Source organism: Ruegeria sp. BI11 (genome assembly GCF_056538005.1).
This window is the reverse complement of the sequence record NZ_JBQFSM010000002.1, coordinates 615,928-634,436: the sequence shown is the minus strand read 5'-3', so window position 1 is coordinate 634,436 and position 18,509 is coordinate 615,928. Positions and strand designations below refer to the sequence as shown.

17 protein-coding genes and 1 pseudogene are annotated in these 18,509 nt (G+C 58.7%); 2 read left to right on the top strand and 16 right to left on the bottom strand.

The genetic code is table 11. The features are described 5' to 3' along the window. Window positions 1-37: 37 nt before the first annotated feature. The 14 genes and pseudogenes from ACR0DT_RS07995 to ACR0DT_RS07930 all read right to left on the bottom strand — a co-directional run. Window positions 38-1,675, bottom strand: coding sequence for an ABC transporter ATP-binding protein (locus ACR0DT_RS07995; RefSeq protein WP_480710199.1), 1,638 nt, complete (start codon window positions 1,673-1,675; stop codon window positions 38-40). Further along, complete coding sequence (locus ACR0DT_RS07990) at window positions 1,672-2,487, bottom strand: ABC transporter permease (RefSeq protein ID WP_480710198.1); 816 nt, start codon at window positions 2,485-2,487, stop codon at window positions 1,672-1,674. The genes ACR0DT_RS07995 and ACR0DT_RS07990 overlap by 4 nt, the downstream gene beginning before the upstream one ends. Then, on the bottom strand, window positions 2,484-3,440 hold the full coding sequence (locus ACR0DT_RS07985; protein WP_480710197.1) for an ABC transporter permease: 957 nt from the start codon (window positions 3,438-3,440) through the stop codon (window positions 2,484-2,486). The genes ACR0DT_RS07990 and ACR0DT_RS07985 overlap by 4 nt, the downstream gene beginning before the upstream one ends. 15 nt (window positions 3,441-3,455) lie before the next feature. Continuing rightward, window positions 3,456-5,039 carry an ABC transporter substrate-binding protein gene (locus ACR0DT_RS07980; protein WP_480710196.1) on the bottom strand — a complete coding sequence of 528 codons (1,584 nt, stop codon included), beginning with the start codon at window positions 5,037-5,039 and terminating at the stop codon, window positions 3,456-3,458. Between the two features lie 125 nt (window positions 5,040-5,164). After that, entirely contained in the window at window positions 5,165-7,156 is a 1,992-nt protein-coding gene (locus tag ACR0DT_RS07975) for a CocE/NonD family hydrolase (RefSeq protein ID WP_480710195.1), read from the bottom strand. A 51-nt stretch (window positions 7,157-7,207) separates the two neighbouring features. Continuing rightward, window positions 7,208-8,311 (bottom strand): glycerate kinase type-2 family protein, encoded by a 1,104-nt coding sequence (locus ACR0DT_RS07970; protein WP_480710194.1) that lies wholly within the window; start codon window positions 8,309-8,311, stop codon window positions 7,208-7,210. Next, on the bottom strand, window positions 8,311-8,748 hold the full coding sequence (gene dtd, locus ACR0DT_RS07965; protein WP_480710193.1) for a D-aminoacyl-tRNA deacylase: 438 nt from the start codon (window positions 8,746-8,748) through the stop codon (window positions 8,311-8,313). The genes ACR0DT_RS07970 and dtd overlap by 1 nt, the downstream gene beginning before the upstream one ends. 25 nt (window positions 8,749-8,773) lie before the next feature. Next, the gene (locus ACR0DT_RS07960; protein WP_480710192.1) at window positions 8,774-9,442 is read right to left on the bottom strand and encodes a nitroreductase; all 669 of its coding nucleotides are present in this window, start codon (window positions 9,440-9,442) and stop codon (window positions 8,774-8,776) included. A gap of 103 nt (window positions 9,443-9,545) precedes the next feature. After that, window positions 9,546-10,634 carry a TFIIB-type zinc finger domain-containing protein gene (locus ACR0DT_RS07955; protein ID WP_480710191.1) on the bottom strand — a complete coding sequence of 363 codons (1,089 nt, stop codon included), beginning with the start codon at window positions 10,632-10,634 and terminating at the stop codon, window positions 9,546-9,548. A gap of 31 nt (window positions 10,635-10,665) precedes the next feature. Beyond that, window positions 10,666-11,814 carry an SPFH domain-containing protein gene (locus ACR0DT_RS07950; protein WP_480710190.1) on the bottom strand — a complete coding sequence of 383 codons (1,149 nt, stop codon included), beginning with the start codon at window positions 11,812-11,814 and terminating at the stop codon, window positions 10,666-10,668. Window positions 11,815-11,836: 22 nt separating this feature from the next. Then, window positions 11,837-12,832, bottom strand: coding sequence for a DUF2927 domain-containing protein (locus tag ACR0DT_RS07945; RefSeq protein ID WP_480710189.1), 996 nt, complete (start codon window positions 12,830-12,832; stop codon window positions 11,837-11,839). After that, window positions 12,807-13,997, bottom strand: coding sequence for a toxic anion resistance protein (locus ACR0DT_RS07940; RefSeq protein ID WP_480710188.1), 1,191 nt, complete (start codon window positions 13,995-13,997; stop codon window positions 12,807-12,809). The genes ACR0DT_RS07945 and ACR0DT_RS07940 overlap by 26 nt, the downstream gene beginning before the upstream one ends. Before the next feature lie 30 nt (window positions 13,998-14,027). Then, entirely contained in the window at window positions 14,028-14,942 is a 915-nt protein-coding gene (locus ACR0DT_RS07935) for a 5-bromo-4-chloroindolyl phosphate hydrolysis family protein (protein ID WP_480710187.1), read from the bottom strand. A gap of 177 nt (window positions 14,943-15,119) precedes the next feature. Further along, window positions 15,120-15,926 (bottom strand): annotated as a pseudogene (locus tag ACR0DT_RS07930) (pseudouridine synthase); the annotation flags it as partial. A gap of 61 nt (window positions 15,927-15,987) precedes the next feature. On the opposite strand from ACR0DT_RS07930, the gene ACR0DT_RS07925 reads away from it, so the two are divergent. After that, the gene (locus ACR0DT_RS07925) at window positions 15,988-16,449 is read left to right on the top strand and encodes a nucleoside deaminase (RefSeq protein ID WP_480710186.1); all 462 of its coding nucleotides are present in this window, start codon (window positions 15,988-15,990) and stop codon (window positions 16,447-16,449) included. Here the strand turns inward: ACR0DT_RS07925 and ACR0DT_RS07920 are convergent. Next, window positions 16,439-17,131: a metal-dependent hydrolase gene (locus ACR0DT_RS07920; protein WP_480710185.1), complete on the bottom strand. Its 693-nt coding sequence runs from the start codon at window positions 17,129-17,131 to the stop codon at window positions 16,439-16,441. The genes ACR0DT_RS07925 and ACR0DT_RS07920 overlap by 11 nt on opposite strands. 60 nt (window positions 17,132-17,191) lie before the next feature. Between ACR0DT_RS07920 and ACR0DT_RS07915 the strand changes: the two genes are divergently transcribed. Next, window positions 17,192-17,848 carry a ceramidase domain-containing protein gene (locus tag ACR0DT_RS07915; protein WP_480710184.1) on the top strand — a complete coding sequence of 219 codons (657 nt, stop codon included), beginning with the start codon at window positions 17,192-17,194 and terminating at the stop codon, window positions 17,846-17,848. Here the strand turns inward: ACR0DT_RS07915 and ACR0DT_RS07910 are convergent. After that, window positions 17,839-18,402 carry a DUF4202 domain-containing protein gene (locus tag ACR0DT_RS07910; RefSeq protein ID WP_480710183.1) on the bottom strand — a complete coding sequence of 188 codons (564 nt, stop codon included), beginning with the start codon at window positions 18,400-18,402 and terminating at the stop codon, window positions 17,839-17,841. The genes ACR0DT_RS07915 and ACR0DT_RS07910 overlap by 10 nt on opposite strands. Window positions 18,403-18,509: the final 107 nt, after the last annotated feature.

Genomic DNA, 18,509 nt, shown 5'->3' with positions numbered 1-18,509 from the left:
CCGGGATTTTCAGTTTTTCAACCTCTCACGGTCCGGGTCAGTTGCCCGCACTCTCCATCTTGCGATGGGCGACAACCTCTTCCAGCCAACCCAGATGCATCTCGGGCACCGAACTGAGCAGCAGGTCGGTATAATCGTCGAACGGCGGGCTCAGCACCTGGCTTTTGGGGCCATAACGAACCACGCGGCCTTGATACATCACCGCGATGCTGTCGCTGATTGCACGCACCGTCGCCAGATCGTGGGTGATGAACAGATAGGCCACATCCTCGATCTTTTGCAGGTCGAGCAATAGCTTGAGAATACCGTCCGCCACTAGTGGATCAAGCGCCGAGGTGACCTCGTCACAGATGATCATCTTGGGCTTGGCGGCCAGCGACCGCGCGATACAAACACGCTGTTTCTGACCACCCGAGAGTTCAGCCGGATAGCGGTCGATGAACTTTTCGCCCAGTTCGATCTCATCCAGCAGTTCAATGATCCGCTTGCGCTTTTCCGCGCCGCGCATGTTGAAGTAGAACTCCAGCGGGCGGCCGATGATCGTACCAACGGTCTGGCGTGGGTTCATCGCCACATCAGCCATCTGATAGATCATCTGCAACTCGCGCAGGTCTTCGCGGGTGCGCCCCTTCAGGTCAGGGCTGATCTTGCGACCGGCAAAGGTGATCTCACCATCACGTGGCGGCAGAAGGCCGGTGATCACCCGCGCAAGCGTGGACTTGCCCGAACCAGATTCGCCCACCACAGCCAGCGTCTGTCCCGGGTGAAGCTCGACATTGACGTTGTGCAACACGTCGAAATTCAACCCTTTGTAGCGCGCGGTGATGCCGTCGACGCTTAGCACCGCTTCGGGTGTGGGCTTCTTCTCTTCGTGCTCGATCGAGCGGACCGAGACCAGCGCCTTGGTATACTCTTCTTGCGGATTGTTGATGATCTGGTCGGTATTGCCATACTCGACCGTATTGCCCATCCGAAGCACCATGATGTCGTCGCTGACCTGCGCCACAACCGCAAGGTCGTGGGTGATGTAAAGCGCGGCAACGCCGGTGTCTGCAATGGCCTCCTTGATCGCCATCAGAACGTCGATCTGAGTTGTCACGTCCAGCGCCGTGGTGGGTTCATCGAACACCACCAGATCAGGCTCGGGGCAGAGCGCTAGCGCGGTCATGCAACGCTGCAGCTGACCACCTGAAACCTGGTGCGGATAGCGCTCGCCAATATTATCAGGATCGGGCAGACCCAGCTTGGCGAACAGTTCCCGGGCACGGCCTTCGGCCTCTTTACGGCCGAACTTTTTCTGTTCCACCGCAGCCTCGACCACCTGATCCATGATCTTTTTGGCAGGGTTGAAGGACGCCGCGGCGGACTGGGACACATACGTGACCTCACCCCCGCGCAGCTTGCGGATATCGCCATGCGATGTCTTGAGGATATCGCGCCCGTTGACCCAAACCTCACCACCGGTGATTTCCACGCCGCCCCGGCCATAGGCCATTGAGGCCAGTCCGATGGTCGATTTACCAGCGCCGGATTCACCGATCAGCCCCAGCACCTTGCCGGGCGCGAGGTCAAAGCTGACCCCGTGCACGATTTCGATGTCATGGGGTTTTTCACCCGGCGGATAAACGGTCGCGCCGATTTTGAGGTCGCGGACCTTGAGAAGGGTATCACTCATCCCCGGCCTCCTTTCAGCGATGTGGTACGGTTCAGGACCCAGTCAGCTACAAGGTTGACCGAGATCGCCAGCGTTGCGATGGCTACAGCAGGGTAGAGTGCTGCACCGATGCCATAAACGATGCCGTCCTTGTTTTCCTTCACGATGCCGCCCCAGTCTGCCAGCGGCGGCTGTACGCCCAGGCCCAGGAACGACAGGGTCGAGACAAACAGAACCATGAAGATGAACCGCAGACCCAGTTCCGCGACAAGCGGCGACAGGGCGTTGGGCAGGATCTCCCGGAAGATGACCCAAGTCTGGCCTTCACCACGCAAGCGCGCGGCCTCGACATAATCCATCACCGCGATATCCACGGCAACGGCACGCGCCAGACGATAGACGCGGGTGGAGTCCAGCAGGCCCATGACGAGGATCAGAACAGGGATGGTCACCGGCACCATGGCCAGAACAACCAGCGCAAAGATCAATGTCGGGATCGACATGATCAGGTCCACTGTGCGGGACATGACCTGATCGGCCCAGCCACCCAGCACTGCAGCCAGAAAGCCAAGGATCGAACCGGTCACGAAGCTTAGGATTGTTGCAGCAGTGGCGATAAAGATCGTCGTACGCCCGCCGTAGATCATGCGGCTGAGAAGGTCGCGGCCAATGTTGTCAGTACCCAGCCAGAATTGTGAGCTGGACGGCTCCCACACGTCGCCCACGACCTCGGCCATGCCATAGGGGGCCAGCAGAGGAGCAAGGAGGGCGATGATGAAGTACAGGGCGGTGAAGGCCAGCCCAATCATTGCAGAGATAGGGATGTTCTTCATTTCGGATGCCTCAGCCTTGGGTTGGCCAGAATGGCAACAATGTCTGCAATCATGTTCAGTCCGATATAGATCGCGGCAAAGATAACGCCGCAGGCGAGAACCACCGGAACGTCACGCTTGGTCACGTGGTCCACTAGGTACTGCCCCATGCCGGGATAGACGAACACCACCTCAACCACGACGACGCCAACGACCAGATAGGCCAGGTTCAGCATCACCACGTTAACGATGGGTGCGACTGCGTTCGGAAACGCGTGGCGGTAGATAACCTGAAAATTGCTCAAACCCTTCAGCTCTGCGGTTTCGACATATGCAGACTGCATCACGTTCAGGATCGCAGCGCGGGTCATGCGCATCATATGCGCCAGAACAACCAGCGTCAGAACGATAACGGGCAGAGCAATCGAATTCAGTTTTTGCCAAAAGGACATGCTGTCATTGATCATCGCAAGGGGCGAGAACATGCCCAGTTTCACAGCGACGAAATAGACCAGCACGTAACCGATCAGAAACTCGGGGATCGAGATAGTGGTGAGTGTAACCGCCGAAATCAGCTTGTCCGGCCAGCGGTTGCGATAGCGCACGGCCAGCAGGCCCAGAAAGATGGCCAGTGGAACCGAAACGATGGCGGCCCAGAAGGCCAGAAACAGAGTGTTGCCAAGACGGCTGCCAACCGAATCGGCGATATCCAGTTTATTGGTCAGAGATTGACCGAGATCGCCCTGAACAATGCCACCCAGCCATTCGAAATAGCGGGTCAGGGCGGGGCGGTCGAGGCCCATTTCCTCGCGCAGGTTTGCCAGCGCCTCGGGGGTTGCGGATTGACCAAGGACCGCTTGCGCCGCGTCCCCAGGAAGGGCTTCAGTGAGGCCGAAAATCAGAGCCGATGCACCGAAGAGAAGCAGGAGTCCCAGCGCAAGGCGCTGGGAAACCAGTTTGATGATGGGATGCATGATCCGTGGCCTTTATTATGCGAACCACATCTTGCGCGAAACCTGACCGTTCATCATTTCGCCGTTGGGATCTTCTTCCCAGCCCGCCAGCACATTGCTGGTTGCATCGACAAAGTTGTTGAACATCGGGCAGATCAAGCCGCCTTCGTCGCGAACCATCTGGCCCATCTGGCTGTAGATGCCTTTGCGCTTTTCTGCATCCAGTTCGGCGCGGGCGCTGAACAGCATTTCGTCAAAGGCCGGTACCTTGAAACGAGTGTCGTTCCAGTCTGCGGTCGACAGATACGCGGTCGCGTACATCTGATCCTGCACCGGACGGCCACCCCAATACGAGGCGCAGAAGGGCTGCACGTTCCAGACCTCGGACCAGTAACCGTCATTGGGTTCACGCTTGATTTCCAGCGGAATACCGGCCTGAGCGGCGCTTTGCTGGAACAGGGCAGCGGCGTCCACAGCACCTGGGAAGGCACCATCGGCCACGCGCAGGATGATCGGCGAACCGTCATGCCCCGAGTTCTTGTAATGCTCAGCCGCTTTTTCCAGGCTGAATTCGCGCTGTGCGATGGACTCATCAAACAGCGGATAGGCCGCGTTTACAGGCATGTCGTTCCCGACTGAACCATAGCCACGCAGTACCTTGTCTACCAGATCCTGACGGTCGATCGCGTATTTCAGTGCCAGACGCAGTTCGTTGTTGTCGAACGGTGCGGTGTCGCAATGCATGATGAACACATAGTGACCGCGACCCGGGGTCGATTGAACGGTGATGTTGGGCGCACGGCCCAGCAGATCAGCGACTTTGGGTTCAATCCGGTTCGCCATTTGAACCTGACCACCTTGCAGCGCCGCTGTACGCGCGGTTGCATCGTTGATCACCACGTTTTCGACACTGTCGAAATAACCATCGTCATTCCAATAGTTTGCGAACTTGGTGAACAGGTGCCGCACACCGGGCTCATCGACTTCGACCTGATATGGACCGGTTCCGATACCTGCGCCGGGGTTGTCCATACCGCCATCGGGCTGGATCACAAGGTGATAGTCCGACATCAGATAGGGCAGGTCGGCGTTTGCCTCAACCAGCGTCACCTGGAAGGTGTCGCCGTCGGCTTTCATGGACTCGATGCCTTTCATGACGCCCAGTGCACCCGACTTGGAGTCCTCGTTCGAGTGACGCTGCATGGTTTTCAGCACGTCCTCGCTGGTCATGGTTTTGCCGTTGTGGAATTCGACACCCGGGCGCAGTTTAAACGTCCAGACCTTGGCATCCGCGCTGCCCTCGACGCTTTCGGCGAGGCGCGGTTCGATCGTACCGTCAGGCGCGACTTCAACCAGCGTGTCACCAAAGTGACGGCCATTCATGTATGGTACCGAGCTGGCGTAGGTTGCCGGGTCCAGTGAGTTGGTGGATTCACCGCCAAACAGGCCGATTTTCAGATCACCGCCTTTTTTCGGGTCTGCCGCGCGCGCGGCATCCGCGAACAGGGTGCTGGCCATTGCCGTGGTGACACCCAGAGCCGCCGCTTTCCCCATGAATTCGCGGCGGGTCAGCTTGCCAGCTGTAACCTGCTTGGTCATGTGAGTGAGTTGTTCGTTCATTCAAAGATCTCCCAGTTGATTGGATTGTTCGTCCTTTGCGGACTTTTTATTGACGCATGAGTCAAAGTAGGCGCATTTCGGTCAGACGGGCAAGGGTAAATGTCTGCACCAAACTGACGGATGATTTATATTTGATCGCGTGAAACGGTATCCTCCACCTGCTTTGTTGATACCAAGCTTTCGCCGTCAAAGGCATTCATTTCCGCCCTCAGGTAAAATGTCGTTCGATCTGACCACATTTCGCAAGACGTTTCTGTCCTCAGGTTGATACCGTTCCGGTTGATTTCCTGCGTCCAGCGGCAATAGCCGCGGGCTGAAAGAGGGTCCTCCGGATGGATCGACCAGCGTTCAAAGGCCGTGCTGCCATGGGTCAAGCCATGGTCGTTGTTGGTAACCAATCCGAAGTCATCGTCGATGATCAGATGGGTTTCGCCGGTGTTCATATCCATCTCGACCCGTCGGGAATTGTTCGGTTCTCGCAGAGTGGATTGATCCAGCGGCGGGGCCGATTCCGGGGGCGGGAACGCGTATGTGTCAGGTGTGGCTGAACGGTGGGGCAGGCTAAGTGTGCCCTCGGTCAGATGCAGTTCGGCAATTTCAGGGGATGGCCAGATCAACGGCCAATAAGCGCTTGAAATCGCGACCCGCAGGCGGTGTCCTTTGGGAACGCGATAGGCGATATGGTCCAGGTCCAGCGCAATTTCGTAACTGGTGCCGGGGGCAAGAGGTGTCGGTTCGGCGTGACTGTCCCGGTGCGACAGGTTCAGAACGCCATAGGTGATGCGGGTTGACGCGCCATCTGGGTGCAGATGATTCAAACGCACTGCAATCTGCGCCTGCGGTTTGTTCGCGCTCAGGCGCAGTCGGATGCGCGGCGCACCGACAATGTCCAGATCCTCAGTCAAAGCTGCGCCATCGAAACAGGCTGACAGCGCGTCGTCGGCGCGCTGATCCCCGGGCATGTCTGGACCAAGCCAAATTGCGCAGTATTCGCCGCCCTCCATGCCGCATGTCTGTGGCGAGAGAACACGTTGGTGCAGTGGACCATTCTGACCCAGCCCGGCATTCGATAACCCCAGCGTCAGGCGGGGCAGGTCAGAGGTGGCCCCATCACTTTCCGAGATCCAGCGCCCAGGTCGTACGCTATACCATCGTTGCGGTCGCACGCCGTCCATCAGATAGGCGCGATAATCGGGATCAGAATCGACACCGGTATCCAAGCCTTTAAGCCAGTGGTCCCACCAGCGCAGCGCTTCCTGCAGGAAACCGATCCGGGGTTCAGGCACTGCGAAATGTGGGTATTTGTGCACCCACGGTCCAACGATGCCTTTGACCGGGGCCTCCAACTGTTCGACCAGTAGCGGCACAGTGTTCTTATACGCATCGCCCCAGCCGCCAATCGCCAGCGTTGCCGCCCGGATGGCGCTGAAATCCTCGCAAACCGAGCCGTGCTGCCAATATTCATCCCGTCGTTGATGGCGCAACCAGACAGAGGGCAAAAAGGGTTCGTTCTCCAGCCGATCCAACCACAGCTCGCGCCAGTTGGGGCGCAGCTCCGGGTCTGGCGGGCGCGAGGAGTATGACCACATGGTCGCGCCCCAGCCCAGGTTTTCGTTCAGCAAGCAGCCACCCTTATAGTGGATATCGTCTGCGTAACGGTCAGCCGTCGAGCATAAGGTGATGATCGCTTTCAGGGGCTCGGGCTGTAGCGCCGCTACTTGAAGCGCGTTGAAGCCGCCCCAGCTGATGCCCATCATTCCAACCTTGCCCGTACACCACGGCTGTTTGGCCAGCCATTGGATGGTGGCCACGGCGTCATCGAGCTCTTGCTGAGTGTATTCGTCCTCCATCACCCCTTCGCTGTCGCCATTTCCGCGCATGTCCACGCGAATGCAGGCATAGCCGCGTTCGGCGAACCACGGATGGGTCAGCTCATCCCTCACCGAGGTGCCGTCGCGTTTGCGATAGGGTAGAAACTCCAGAATGGCGGGGACGGGGTTTTCCACCGCATCAATGGGACGCCACACGCGTGCGGATAGGCGACAGCCATCCGGCATTTCGATGCCAACGTCGGGAAGATCTTCGATATTGCGTAGCGCGTTAGAGGGCGGCGTCATTAAGATATTGTCCGGATGTTTTGCAATCCGGGCAGTCCGAAAACCGTCAAATCATGTGCGGATCGCGACAAGCAAATCCATCACGTTGGTTCCTGTTGGCCCCGTCACCAGCAAAGCCCCGACGTCGTCCAGATAGCTGCCGCTGTCGGCCTGTTGCAACGCCAGATCTGCGCCGTCGCCCCATGTGGTTCCGTCTATCACAGCTCCGGCAGCCTGCGTTGGACCGTCCGTGCCGTCGGTGCCGCCGACAACAACCGTGATTCCGTTGCAACCCGCAATCTCGCGCGCCAGGGCCAGAGCCAGCGCTTGGTTACGCCCCCCACGACCTGGATTTTCCGGCAAAATGACGGTTGGTTCACCGCCAAAAATCATGACACCCTTGGACATGGTGCGGATGCGTTCGCCGAGGGTTTCGGCGATATTCAGGAAATCATCGTGCAGGCATTCTTCGTTGGCATGTACTGTTGTGCCATCGTCTTGAGCCAATTCCGCCGCGGCCGCGCGGGCATGAGCGTTTGATGCTACGATCTGAGTTGTGGCAGCAAAATCAACCGCATCCGGCAAGGCTCCGATCCCCGAGCCAATTACATTCAGATCATCGCCCGGGACGTCTGAAATCGCCAGAACAGTCGCCTTGTCGCCTTGGAAGTGAGACAACAAACCGCCTCCCTTGATCCGCGACAGCTTACGCCGTTCCGCGTTCATCGCGGTGATGTCCAGCCCCTCGGACAGCAGCTTTTTGTTTAGCTGTTCCAGGTCACTCAGCGTTTTACCCGGCAATAGATCCTCGGCGAGCGAGGATGCCCCGCCCGAAACCAGCAACAACAGATGCGATCCTGGCTTCATTGCCTCAACTGCCTGACACAGGGCCTGACCACCCTGAAGACTGCGTGCATCCGGAACAGGGTGCGAGGCCTCTATCACCTTGACGTGATCCGGCAGATCGCGCCCGTGGTCATCCTTGGTGACAACCAGCGTCGGGCGCGGTCCGAAATGCTCTAATGCTGCGCGGGCCATGGATGCGGCGGGTTTGCCGACAGCCAGTATCTGATCGGGTTCGGGGATGTCCTGCAAAACTTTGCTGGTCGCGGCGTAACCTCCAACGGCGTCGACCCCGGCCTGCCAGATGCGAATTGCCTGTTCTTTACTATCCATCAGCTTTCCATCCAAATCGTGACCGGTCCATCATTGACCAGCTCAACCGCCATATCTGCGCCGAATTGCCCGGTCTCTACCGGCACACCATGCGCCTGCAACCGCTGGGCAAAGACCTCATACAGGTGTTTGCCGACATCCGGTGCGGCGGCCTCGGAAAATCCCGGCCTGTTACCGCGTGATGTATCGGCAGCCAGTGTGAACTGGCTGATCACCAGCGCGGATCCTTCAATATCTTTCACGGACCGGTTCATTTTACCGGCGCCATCCTTGAAGATGCGCAGTTTGGATATCTTGGCGGCAAGCTGATCTGCCTTTACTTCATCGTCGCCCTGCATGGCACAGACCAAAATCATCAACCCCGGTCCGGTCTGACCGATCACCTGACCGTCGACCGAGACGTTGGCCCGTGAAACTCGTTGTAGAACAGCGCGCAAAATCGTTCTCCGCTTGGTGTGGTTGTTATCCGATCCAATTCACGATCTCACTCAGATCGGCGCGGTCGGTGCGAAAGCCGTTGGCTGGGTGATCTGTATCCGCATAGCCAAAGGAAATCGCGCATAAAATCAACCGGTCTTTCGGGACGTCGAAATATCTGCGGAGGAACGGGCTGTAGGTAGCCAGCGCGGCCTGCGGGATTGTGGCGACGCCAAGCGCCTGCGCGGCCAGTGAAAAGGCGGTGACGAACCCACCGCAATCCAGAGCGCCATAGGTGCCAAGCTCGGCTGGACTTGAGATGATGGCGCAATGGGGAGCCCCGAACAGAGAGAAATTCTGCATCATCTGCTGGGTCGAAGCGGCGCGATCGCCGCGCTCAACTCCGACGGCCTCGTACAATGCCCAACCACAGGCCCTGCGGCGATCCTGATAGGCGCCGGAATAAGAGGTGGGAAAGGGGATGTCCGGGCAGGGGATGCCCGTCGCAGCCTCGGCCTGCATTGCCGCGCGGAACTGATCGGTTTCTTCACCGCTGGTGACCGTGACGTGCCAGGGTTGGGCGTTGCACCAGCTAGGCACACGTGCGGCGCTGGTTAAGATTTGTTCGATCTGATCCTTGGGCACCGGATCGGGACGAAAGGCCCGGCAAGAATACCGCGTGGCCAGCAACCGGTTCAGATCGGATAGTGTCACTCTGGCCTCTCCTCTCTGGCTTTGACGCGGCGGAGAATGGCGTCAGACTGATAGAAGTTCAAGCGCTAACACTGCCTGATTTTATAGCCTGCTTTCAGCGTCATCACTGTTGGCCGGTTGCCATCAGATACCCGACACCCGCCGCCACAAGCAGGCCCAGTACAACGGCAATGGTGATCTTGATGGCGGACCAGGGGCGTTCTCCCTGAACGCGGCCCGTGCGTCCGTTCACGACGAAGCGATAGGTCTGGCCACGATACTTATACGCCGCCATCCAGACCGGCAGCAGGATATGCTTGAAGGTCACGTTACGCACATCCGTATCAATCGCGTGTATCCGCTGACGGTCGCCACCGATATCAAAGCGCACGTCGCGTTCGATCACCCGCGCCATATACCCGCGGGCCTCGGTGTAGCCTTCTTGCAGTTCAACGGTGTAGGCCTCGGCCCTGAAGCCGGCGAGGTATTCCGGCTGATAAGGTTCCAACGCCGGCAGGTCCCAGGGCTCCAGCGCGTCAGTATAGCTTTTGGGCAATGACTGAGACGCCAGCACCAGCACGTCGTCAAAGAACCGCGCGACCCGCCCGGATTTCGGAGACCACCGTACCTTGGGCACCTGCTGTTGCACGCGCTTACCATCTCGCATGACGGTTCGGGTCTCATAATAAACAGTGCCCCGTTCCCCGCGATAGCTGGACTGGGTGTCCGCATCGAAGGTCCAATACGGAACATAGATGCCCTGCATCTTACGGCCTTTACGGGCGTATTCCTTCAACCCGTTAGGCGCGAACCAGAGACGACCCAGCCAATCCCCCATCGCCTTGTGCGCAGTGCGCTCGTCCAGTGCAAAAGGCAGCACGCCGCGCGGCTTGATATGCCGGCTGACGCCAGTATCCGTTACCACAGGCGTGGCGCAAAACGGACACTCAGCCGCGTGAGTGGCCGGATCGAACTCGACCTGAGCCGCGCAGTTGGGGCAGGACAGAACACGCGTTTCCTCGATCTCGCTGTCAGGCAGTTGCTCCGCGATGGCAGCGTCGAAATCCAGTTCTTTCAGACTGGCATCGCCCCAAGGGCCAGCGCCGATTACTTCGGAATGACCGCAATGGTCACAGGTCAGACTGCCATCGCCGGGATTGAACCGGTAGTCCGAACCGCATTGCTCGCAGGGAAATCTGTGTTCTTCGCTCATCATGCAGCCCTATGCGCTGGCAGCTGAAAGGTTACGCACCCGGAGGTGGAGGCGGCAGGATGGTGAACAGCTGCGCCAGTTCCTGAACGTCTCCGGCTTTTTTCCAACCGTCCTGACCGGCGGTCCAGACATGGGTGTCGCGGGTGATCTCTCCGTCGGTGGCCATGCGACCCATCTTGGCTTTCGAGAATGGCCCGCTGGTCTGTCCATCGACCGCAATGTGCCACACATGCTCGACCGGAGGTGGAGGAGGTGGTGCGGCATGCGTTGCCGGTTGCGGCGCAGCGGGGACGGAACGGCCCCACGGGCCGCTGGGTTGACCCGCTGCCATGTTCGACATCTGCTGTGCCATCGCCATGCCCATGCCCATACCAAGCCCGGCGCCCATGCCGCCACCCTGACCGGGATTGTTGGCCGCGGCTGTCATTGCCTCGGCCGCAGAATACTGGGTGAACTTGCCCAGATCGCCCGCCAATCCCATCGAGGTCCGCTTGTCCAGTGCCGCTTCAACTGCAGGTGGCAGCGATATGTTTTCAATATAGAATTCCGGCATCTCCAGGCCGTACCCGTCCAGCACCGGAGAAACTTCGGCTGCGATCAGCTTGCCCAGATCGGCGGTGTTGGCGGCCATGTCCAGAACCGGGATGCCCGATCCTGCGATCACCCGGCTGAATTCCTGCACGATGATGTTGCGGATCTGGAAGCTGATCTCATCCATTGTGAACTCACCATCGGTGCCCACGATTTCGATCAGGAATTTCGCGGCATCCTTCACGCGCACTGTATAGGTGCCAAAAGCCCGGATGCGGGTCGGACCAAATTCCGGGTCGCGTAGCATGATCGGGTTCTTGGTGCCCCATTTCAGGTCGTTGAACCGGGTTGTGTTGACGAAATAGATTTCGGATTTGAACGGAGATTGAAAGCCGTGATCCCAATGCTGCAGGGTCGTCATGATCGGCATGTTGTTGGTCTCAAGCATATAGAGACCCGGCGTGAACACATCCGCCAACTGCCCTTCGTGCACGAACACCGCTGCTTGGCCTTCGCGTACCGTCAGCTTGGCACCGTATTTGATTTCGTGGCCCTCTCGTTCAAACCGCCAGACCATGGTGTCCCGGGTGTCGTCGACCCAGTGAATGACGTCGATAAATTCTCCGGTCAGAAAATCGAAAATACCCATTGGGGTCTCCTTTCCTTTGGGCTCAGAGCTGCTGGCCCATCAATTCGCGTGCAATGATCCGAACCACGGGCCGCGCGTCTTCAACCGTTACACCGGGTTCAAGGCGTGGATCGTAAAGCATTGTCAGAAGTTTTTCGTCATGGCTGGTCAACAACGCAAACTCATCATTATCGTTGAATATCGAAGGCCGCGCGGCGGGGCTGTCATTGGATAGCCCAAGCCCCTGCGCGATTTCCTCGTGAATGCAACTGCGGCGCGTAAGATCCGGCAATTCAGCCCGGATGAGCGTCACGGCCCGTACAAATTTAAACGGCGAGCTTTTAGTAGGGGATGCGAAAACGAGGCAGTCAATATTGGCACGCGGATTTGCAACCAAATCCAGTGAAGGCGTGCTGATGCCGGGGATCAGCTGTTTCAAGCGTTTAACCACGTAAGCGCTGTCATCCTTGCCAGCAAAGAAGACATGGAAATTGGCTTTGCGATTGACGACCGAGATTGGATGGTCCGTCAATTTGGCAAGCCGATTTGCAAATGCCTCAACCTCGGCCGCGTCCTTTTCACGCGCTTCGGGAGCCACAGATGGAGCGAACTCGGCTTGAATTCGCACGGGCCCGGCCCACCGACTAAGTTGCCCTTCCGTTCGTTGGAGGCGCGTGGTTACCGCGTGATCGGGGTATTCGCTGTAAAATGCGATGGCCTCGAAATTGCGGGCCAGATCGTCTGCGTCATAGGGTGTATCAGGGCCGCCTCCGTCCACACGCAACATGTCCCGGGTCAGCAGGTCTCGTTCGACCCGCTGATAGAACCGGGCCAGGTCCTGACTGGCTGCGGACGGGGGGACATAGGCGTTGGGCGCAGGGGCGGGTGCTACTGGTCGCGGTTGAGGAACGACAGAAGACGTCAGCGCCTCATCGCAATTGGCCAATGCCAAAAGCGCGACAAAACCCAACAGAGGTTTCAGATATCCCGTTATCCGCACGCGCAGCCCGCCGTCAGCCCGGTACCGCCGTTCCGGCATTGTCGCCGATCCCATCCTTGCGGGCTTTGGCAGCGGCGAGGGTGTCGCGCAGTTCGGCCTCCATCTTCTGCAGTTCCTGTTCGGCAGCGGCACGTTTGGCCTTGCCTTCATCGGCTATTGCCAGGCTTTCGTTGATGGTACCAATTAGATCGGCATTGGCTTGTTTGACCGCCTCAATATCGAACACACCGCGTTCCATTTCCTCGCGGATCATCTTGTTCGACTCGCGCAGGTTGGCCGCGTTCGAGGTCAGCAGTTCATTGGTCAGATCGTTGGCATCGCGCACGGCCGAAGCGGCTTCGGCGCTGCGTTGAATGGTGACCGCCTGCGCCAGCTGAGTTTCCCACAGCGGCACGGTATTGACCAAAGTCGAGTTGATCTTGGTCACCAGCGATTTGTCGTTTTCCTGTACCAAACGGATCGAGGGCAGCGACTGCATCGTTACTTGCCGCGTCAGCTTCAGATCATGCACACGACGTTCCAGATCATCCCGCGCGGCGCGCATGTCACGCAGCTCCTGCGCTTTCATCACCTGTTGATCCTCGGGCGCGGCCTGAACCTCGGCCTCTTTTTCGGGGATGTCCTGACTGTCCAGTTCGGTCAGCTTTTCCTCACCCGCCGCGATGTACAGTGCCAATTCGTCGTAGAACCCAAGTGTTTTTTCATACAGCAGGTCCAGCGACTTGATGTCTTTCAGCAGCGTGTGTTCATGGCCCAGTAGGTCGTCGGTAATCTTGTCGATCTGGCCCTGAACCTCTTCGTACTGCGCGGTAAACTTGGCGAAAGGCGCGGCCTTGCCCAGCAGTTTCTCCCACCAGCTGCGTTCGCGACGCACGTCCAGTTCGCTGACTGAAAAGCCGCGGATCGTGGTGACGATATTGCGCAGGCTGTCCCCGGCGGGACCCACATCCTTGTTGCGCACATCCGCCAGCATGGCCTGGCTGATTTCCTGCAATTCCGCCTGCGCGGACGATCCGAAGGATACAATCGAATTGGTGTTGCCCATGTCCAATTCATCCATGCGTTTGCGGATTTCAGCGCCAACAGGGTCGTCTGCTTCTTCCAGCGAGATGATCTGAGCCGTGGGTTCAGGCAACGCAACGGCCGTCACTTCTTGTACCAGCGTTTCTGCTTCGACTGCCTTGTTTTTGATCGCGTCGGACATGGGGTAATCCTCTCTCAAAAAATGGTCCGATTAGTCCAACCGGACGCCTTCGCGCTGCAGCCGTTCGCGCAGCACGTCAATTTCAACCGTCAGATCGCTGCGGTCATCCAAAAGCAACTTGCGGGTACGAGCCGCGAAATTCTGTTCCAGATCGTCCAGCAAGGCCGAATAGTCAGCCAAAGCCTGCGCATCCCGCGTGCGCGCATAGACATCGGCGAACTTCACTGTCGCGTCCCGAGCACCTTGCAGGTAGACGGTCAGGTATTTACGGGCACCGGCCAGATCGCGCGGGTCTTCCTCGACCGTACGGAACAGATCGCGGGCGGTGTCCTGAAACCGTTCGACGCGTGCTTCGATCCGGCGGTCGCCCGAACGTTTGATGGCATCGGTCATCTCTGTCAAATGGGCTTCGGCATCTTCAACCACACGGGCCACGCGGTCTTGCTGAAAGGTATCGATACCCTCCATACCCTTATCTTTCATCGGATCCAGACCAAAGGACACAGAATGCAGAACCGTTGCCACCACCCCGAACAGGATCGGGGCCAGGAGGCTGGCTTGCGCCGCGGTCTCGGCATCCAGGTATTCAGTTCGGTACGCGGCCACAGCGACACCAACCCCGGTCAGTACGCTTGCGAAAACCTTGCGTGGAAATGCTGGGCGTCGCGCGGTGCGGCGCGCGTTAAACGCAGCCTCGGCCCGCAGGCCTTCGCGCAACAGAAAAGCAGCGGCGGTCAGCAGACCAGCGGCGACCAGCCCGATCGTCATCCCGACTGCGCCGTCGTTCAGTGACAAAAACACCAAAGGGATGGCAGGCAGAAACAGGATATTGGCCCGCGCGCCTGCCGGTTCGACCCGCGCGCCATGAAATTGCCCGCGCTGCGGCTGGTCGTCGTCAGACCTGCCACCTTCGGGGCTGAATTTTCCGCCATACCGCTTTGCCATGCGCTAAAGGCCCCCAAGAACGCCGGTGCAAACACCGAGCATCAGCACAAGAAGGGCCGCATAGGCCAGTTTTTGCACTCCGGTCCCTGACATGGCGTTCCCCCGTGAAATAACTTACGGAAAATTTAGGCGATGCGCGGGCTTGGCGCTAGGGGGAAGGTTGCTAAACCAGCGTCACTTGCGAGATTTCTTGCCGACCGGTGGCCGTTTTCGTTGCGGGCGGGCAGGGCGTTTGGGCTTGGTTTCGGGTTCGGCCTCCAATCCCAGCTGATCGCGCATCACACGGCGGCGGATTTCTTCAACCTCACCGGGTTTCAGGCTGCCCAGCTGAAACGGGCCGTAAGACACCCGCAACAGGCGGTTCACGGCATAGCCGATATCCTCCATCGCGCGGCGAATCTCGCGGTTTTTACCTTCGCGCAAACCGATGGTCAGCCACGCGTTTGCGCCTTGCTGGCGATCCAGCGATACGTCCATCGGCAAGAAACGCTCACCGTCGATTACTAACCCCTTGCGCAAGGGCGCAAAATCTTCGTCCTTCGGTCGACCATTCACCCGCACGCGGTATTTGCGCAACCAACCGGTCGAGGGCAATTCGAGTTTGCGTTTGATGCCGCCATCATTGGTCAGCAACAGTAAGCCTTCGGAATTCAGGTCCAGCCGACCCACGCTCATGACGCGGGGCATGTCCTCGGGCAGGTTGTCGAAAATAGTGGCGCGGCCTTTTTCGTCGCGCGTCGTCGTCACCAGACCGGATGGCTTGTGATACAGCCACAGGCGCGAGGGTTCGGGTTCCGACACTGGTTTGCCGTCGACGACGATCTTGTCCTTGGCGGTCACGTTCAGGGCCGGGCTGTCGATGGTCTTGCCATTCACGGCCACGCGGCCAGCTTCGATCATGCGTTCCGCTTCACGGCGCGAGGCAACGCCTGCGCGGGCAAGGACTTTGGCGATCCGGTCGCCGGGAGGAGGGGTTTTGGTCATTCGCAGCCCATAGCGCATCCCGCCCGCTTGCGAAAGACAGGTTTCTGATGCAGTCAGAGGCATGACGTTCAAATCGCATATGGACAAAGCGCTGGTCGAGGCGCGCGCTGCGGCAGATCGTGGAGAGGTTCCGGTAGGGGCCGTAATTGTCGCGCCCGACGGCCGGATCGTGGCTGCGGCGGGCAACCGGACACGCGAATTGAACGACCCCACCGCTCATGCCGAGATTCTGGCCCTGCGTGCGGCCTGTGCTGAGGTTGGGTCCGAACGACTGCCGGATCATGACCTTTACGTCACGCTGGAACCCTGTGCCATGTGCGCGGCTGCTTTGGCCGCGGCGCGAATTCGGCGCATCTATTATGGGGCTGCAGACCCGAAATCCGGCGGCGTGGCTCATGGTGCGCGGGTTTTTACCCATAAACAGGCGCACCATGTCCCCGAAATTTACGACGGTATCGCAGCGCAAGAGGCCGCCGATCTTCTGAAAACCTTCTTCGCCGCACGCCGCGATATTAAAGAGTGATGGGTTTCATCAACTCCGGTTCGATCACGTCCACCTCCGGCAACCCATCAATCAGCGCCTGAGCAGACTGTTCCAGAATCGGGAAGGTTTTGTAGTGGCAGGGAATCACCGTCTTGAAGTTGAAATATCGTTTGGCCGCATAGGCCGTGCCCTTCATGTCCATGGTAAAATGCCCGCCCGCAGACAGGATGCCGATGTCGGGTTTGTAGTAATCGCCCATCCACTCCATATCCGCCATGATGTCGGTGTCGCCTGACACGTAAAGCATGTGATCGTCCGAAGCGATCATGAAACCGACCTCGCTGCCACCGGTCCGCAGGCCGTCCGGAGTTGAAAAGGTCGAGCTGTGCGAGGCAGGCACCATGGACACCTTGACCCCATTCAAATCCACTGTGCCGCCCTTGTTGAAGCCGACAGTTTCCAGCCCTTCGGTCTCGCTCCAATATCCCATAAGATCGTATTGGCCGACAACCGGTACTTTGAGGTGCTTGGCCAGCGACACCACGTCCGCAACGTGATCGAAATGTGTGTGCGTCAGCAGAATGTGCGTCGCACCATCCAGCGCGTTGTCATGGTGATCCTCGGACAGCACCGGGTTGCCGGTCAGCCAGGGGTCGATCAACAGAACCTGCCCCCCGGTTTCTATGCGGAAGCTGCCGTGACCCAGCCAGATGATATTCATAGAAAAAATCCTCTCAAACATACTGTTGGCCTCAACCTAGCATCGGCTATGTAAAAGTGCATGGACTGGTTTCAGGAAATTGACGGCTATTGCGAGCGTCTGTCGCCCGCCTACTGGGCCGAGCCGATAAACGCCGTGACAAACGCGGCGTTTCTGATTGCGGCTTTTGTTATGTGGCGGCGCGTGCGGGGGCAGGGAATGCCGCTGGCAATGGCTCTGGTGGTCATTCTGGCCGCCATTGGTATTGGCAGTTTTCTGTTTCATACCCACGCGCAAGCCTGGGCGGCCATGGCGGATGTTGTGCCGATCCTGCTGTATATTCTGGTCTATATCTTCGCCATCAATCGGGACGTCTGGCGGCTTAGACCGCTGATCGCGTTAATCGTGACGGCCCTGTTCATACCATATGCCGCGCTGACCGTGCCTGTGTTTCAACTTGTTCCGGGGCTGGGTGGATCAGCGGCTTATGCCCCGGTTCCGCTGCTGATCCTGATTTACGCGTTTCTTCTACGCAACCGGGTGCCGGAAACCGCGCGGGGTTTGGCCATCGGGGCGATGATCCTGATCGCCTCGATCACCTTTCGCGCCTTGGATGACCCTATTTGCGCGCAGGTGTCACTGGGCACGCATTTCATGTGGCACATCCTGAACGCCGTCATGCTGGGTTGGATGATCGAGGTCTATCGCAGGCATCTGGCCCGCGCGTCTCAGACCTGAAACGCGGCGGCCAGATGTTCCGGCAGATCAAATTCGGACAGAACCCGCGCCCGACCGTCACCTGACATCTTACGCGCTGTCTTTTCGACAATACGCTGAATTTTCTCAGCCGAATGCTTTTCCGCGAAGGGCGCGAAATACCACTTTAGGAATACAAAACAGATGACGTCTTCCAGCGCTTGAACCTCATCATCACGCTTGATGCCCTGTTTGCGCAGCATACGACCGGCGGATTCGGCCTCATCCGTGCGGTATCCGGCCTGTTCCATCAATCCCATGACAACCTCGGCGTGATGCTCACCCTGCGCCTTGCGCCAGGTCAGATATCCGGTGCGACCTTCGGGGTATTCGCTGCGCGCCAGCTTCCAGCGTTCCACATGCTGCCCACGCGCCGCGATCCGCAACGGGTCCGAGGCGTCAGGAAACAGCCTGTCTAACTCGGCGCTCATCCTTTGGCCGTATAGCAGGGCGGCGGGCTGGCCGTCTTCGATCGTGGGGTCCTGCTGGTTGGCCGCATCTATTGCGTCCAGAACCGTTTGCTTGCGTGCGCTCATCTTCCGCTCCGTTGGCTTGCCGGATTCGTGATGCAGTCCGGCGGGATAACTCGCACCATCGTAGCGGTTGGTTTCATCGGATGCAGCAGGCAATTGTATCCTGGCCG

Bases quoted from the DNA above. Each gene is read 5' to 3' on its own strand.
- ACR0DT_RS07940 (WP_480710188.1), bottom strand. From the start codon at position 13,997: ATGTCCGACGCGATCAAAAACAAGGCAGTCGAAGCAGAAACGCTGGTA.
- ACR0DT_RS07945 (WP_480710189.1), bottom strand. From the start codon at position 12,832: ATGCCGGAACGGCGGTACCGGGCTGACGGCGGGCTGCGCGTGCGGATA.
- ACR0DT_RS07970 (WP_480710194.1), bottom strand. From the start codon at position 8,311: ATGGATAGTAAAGAACAGGCAATTCGCATCTGGCAGGCCGGGGTCGAC.
- ACR0DT_RS07915 (WP_480710184.1), top strand. From the start codon at position 17,192: ATGGACTGGTTTCAGGAAATTGACGGCTATTGCGAGCGTCTGTCGCCC.
- ACR0DT_RS07910 (WP_480710183.1), bottom strand. From the start codon at position 18,402: ATGAGCGCACGCAAGCAAACGGTTCTGGACGCAATAGATGCGGCCAAC.
- ACR0DT_RS07980 (WP_480710196.1), bottom strand. From the start codon at position 5,039: ATGAACGAACAACTCACTCACATGACCAAGCAGGTTACAGCTGGCAAG.
- ACR0DT_RS07955 (WP_480710191.1), bottom strand. From the start codon at position 10,634: ATGAGCGAAGAACACAGATTTCCCTGCGAGCAATGCGGTTCGGACTAC.
- ACR0DT_RS07975 (WP_480710195.1), bottom strand. From the start codon at position 7,156: ATGACGCCGCCCTCTAACGCGCTACGCAATATCGAAGATCTTCCCGAC.
- ACR0DT_RS07935 (WP_480710187.1), bottom strand. From the start codon at position 14,942: ATGGCAAAGCGGTATGGCGGAAAATTCAGCCCCGAAGGTGGCAGGTCT.
- ACR0DT_RS07985 (WP_480710197.1), bottom strand. From the start codon at position 3,440: ATGCATCCCATCATCAAACTGGTTTCCCAGCGCCTTGCGCTGGGACTC.
- ACR0DT_RS07995 (WP_480710199.1), bottom strand. From the start codon at position 1,675: ATGAGTGATACCCTTCTCAAGGTCCGCGACCTCAAAATCGGCGCGACC.
- ACR0DT_RS07950 (WP_480710190.1), bottom strand. From the start codon at position 11,814: ATGGGTATTTTCGATTTTCTGACCGGAGAATTTATCGACGTCATTCAC.
- ACR0DT_RS07990 (WP_480710198.1), bottom strand. From the start codon at position 2,487: ATGAAGAACATCCCTATCTCTGCAATGATTGGGCTGGCCTTCACCGCC.
- ACR0DT_RS07925 (WP_480710186.1), top strand. From the start codon at position 15,988: ATGACGTTCAAATCGCATATGGACAAAGCGCTGGTCGAGGCGCGCGCT.
- ACR0DT_RS07920 (WP_480710185.1), bottom strand. From the start codon at position 17,131: ATGAATATCATCTGGCTGGGTCACGGCAGCTTCCGCATAGAAACCGGG.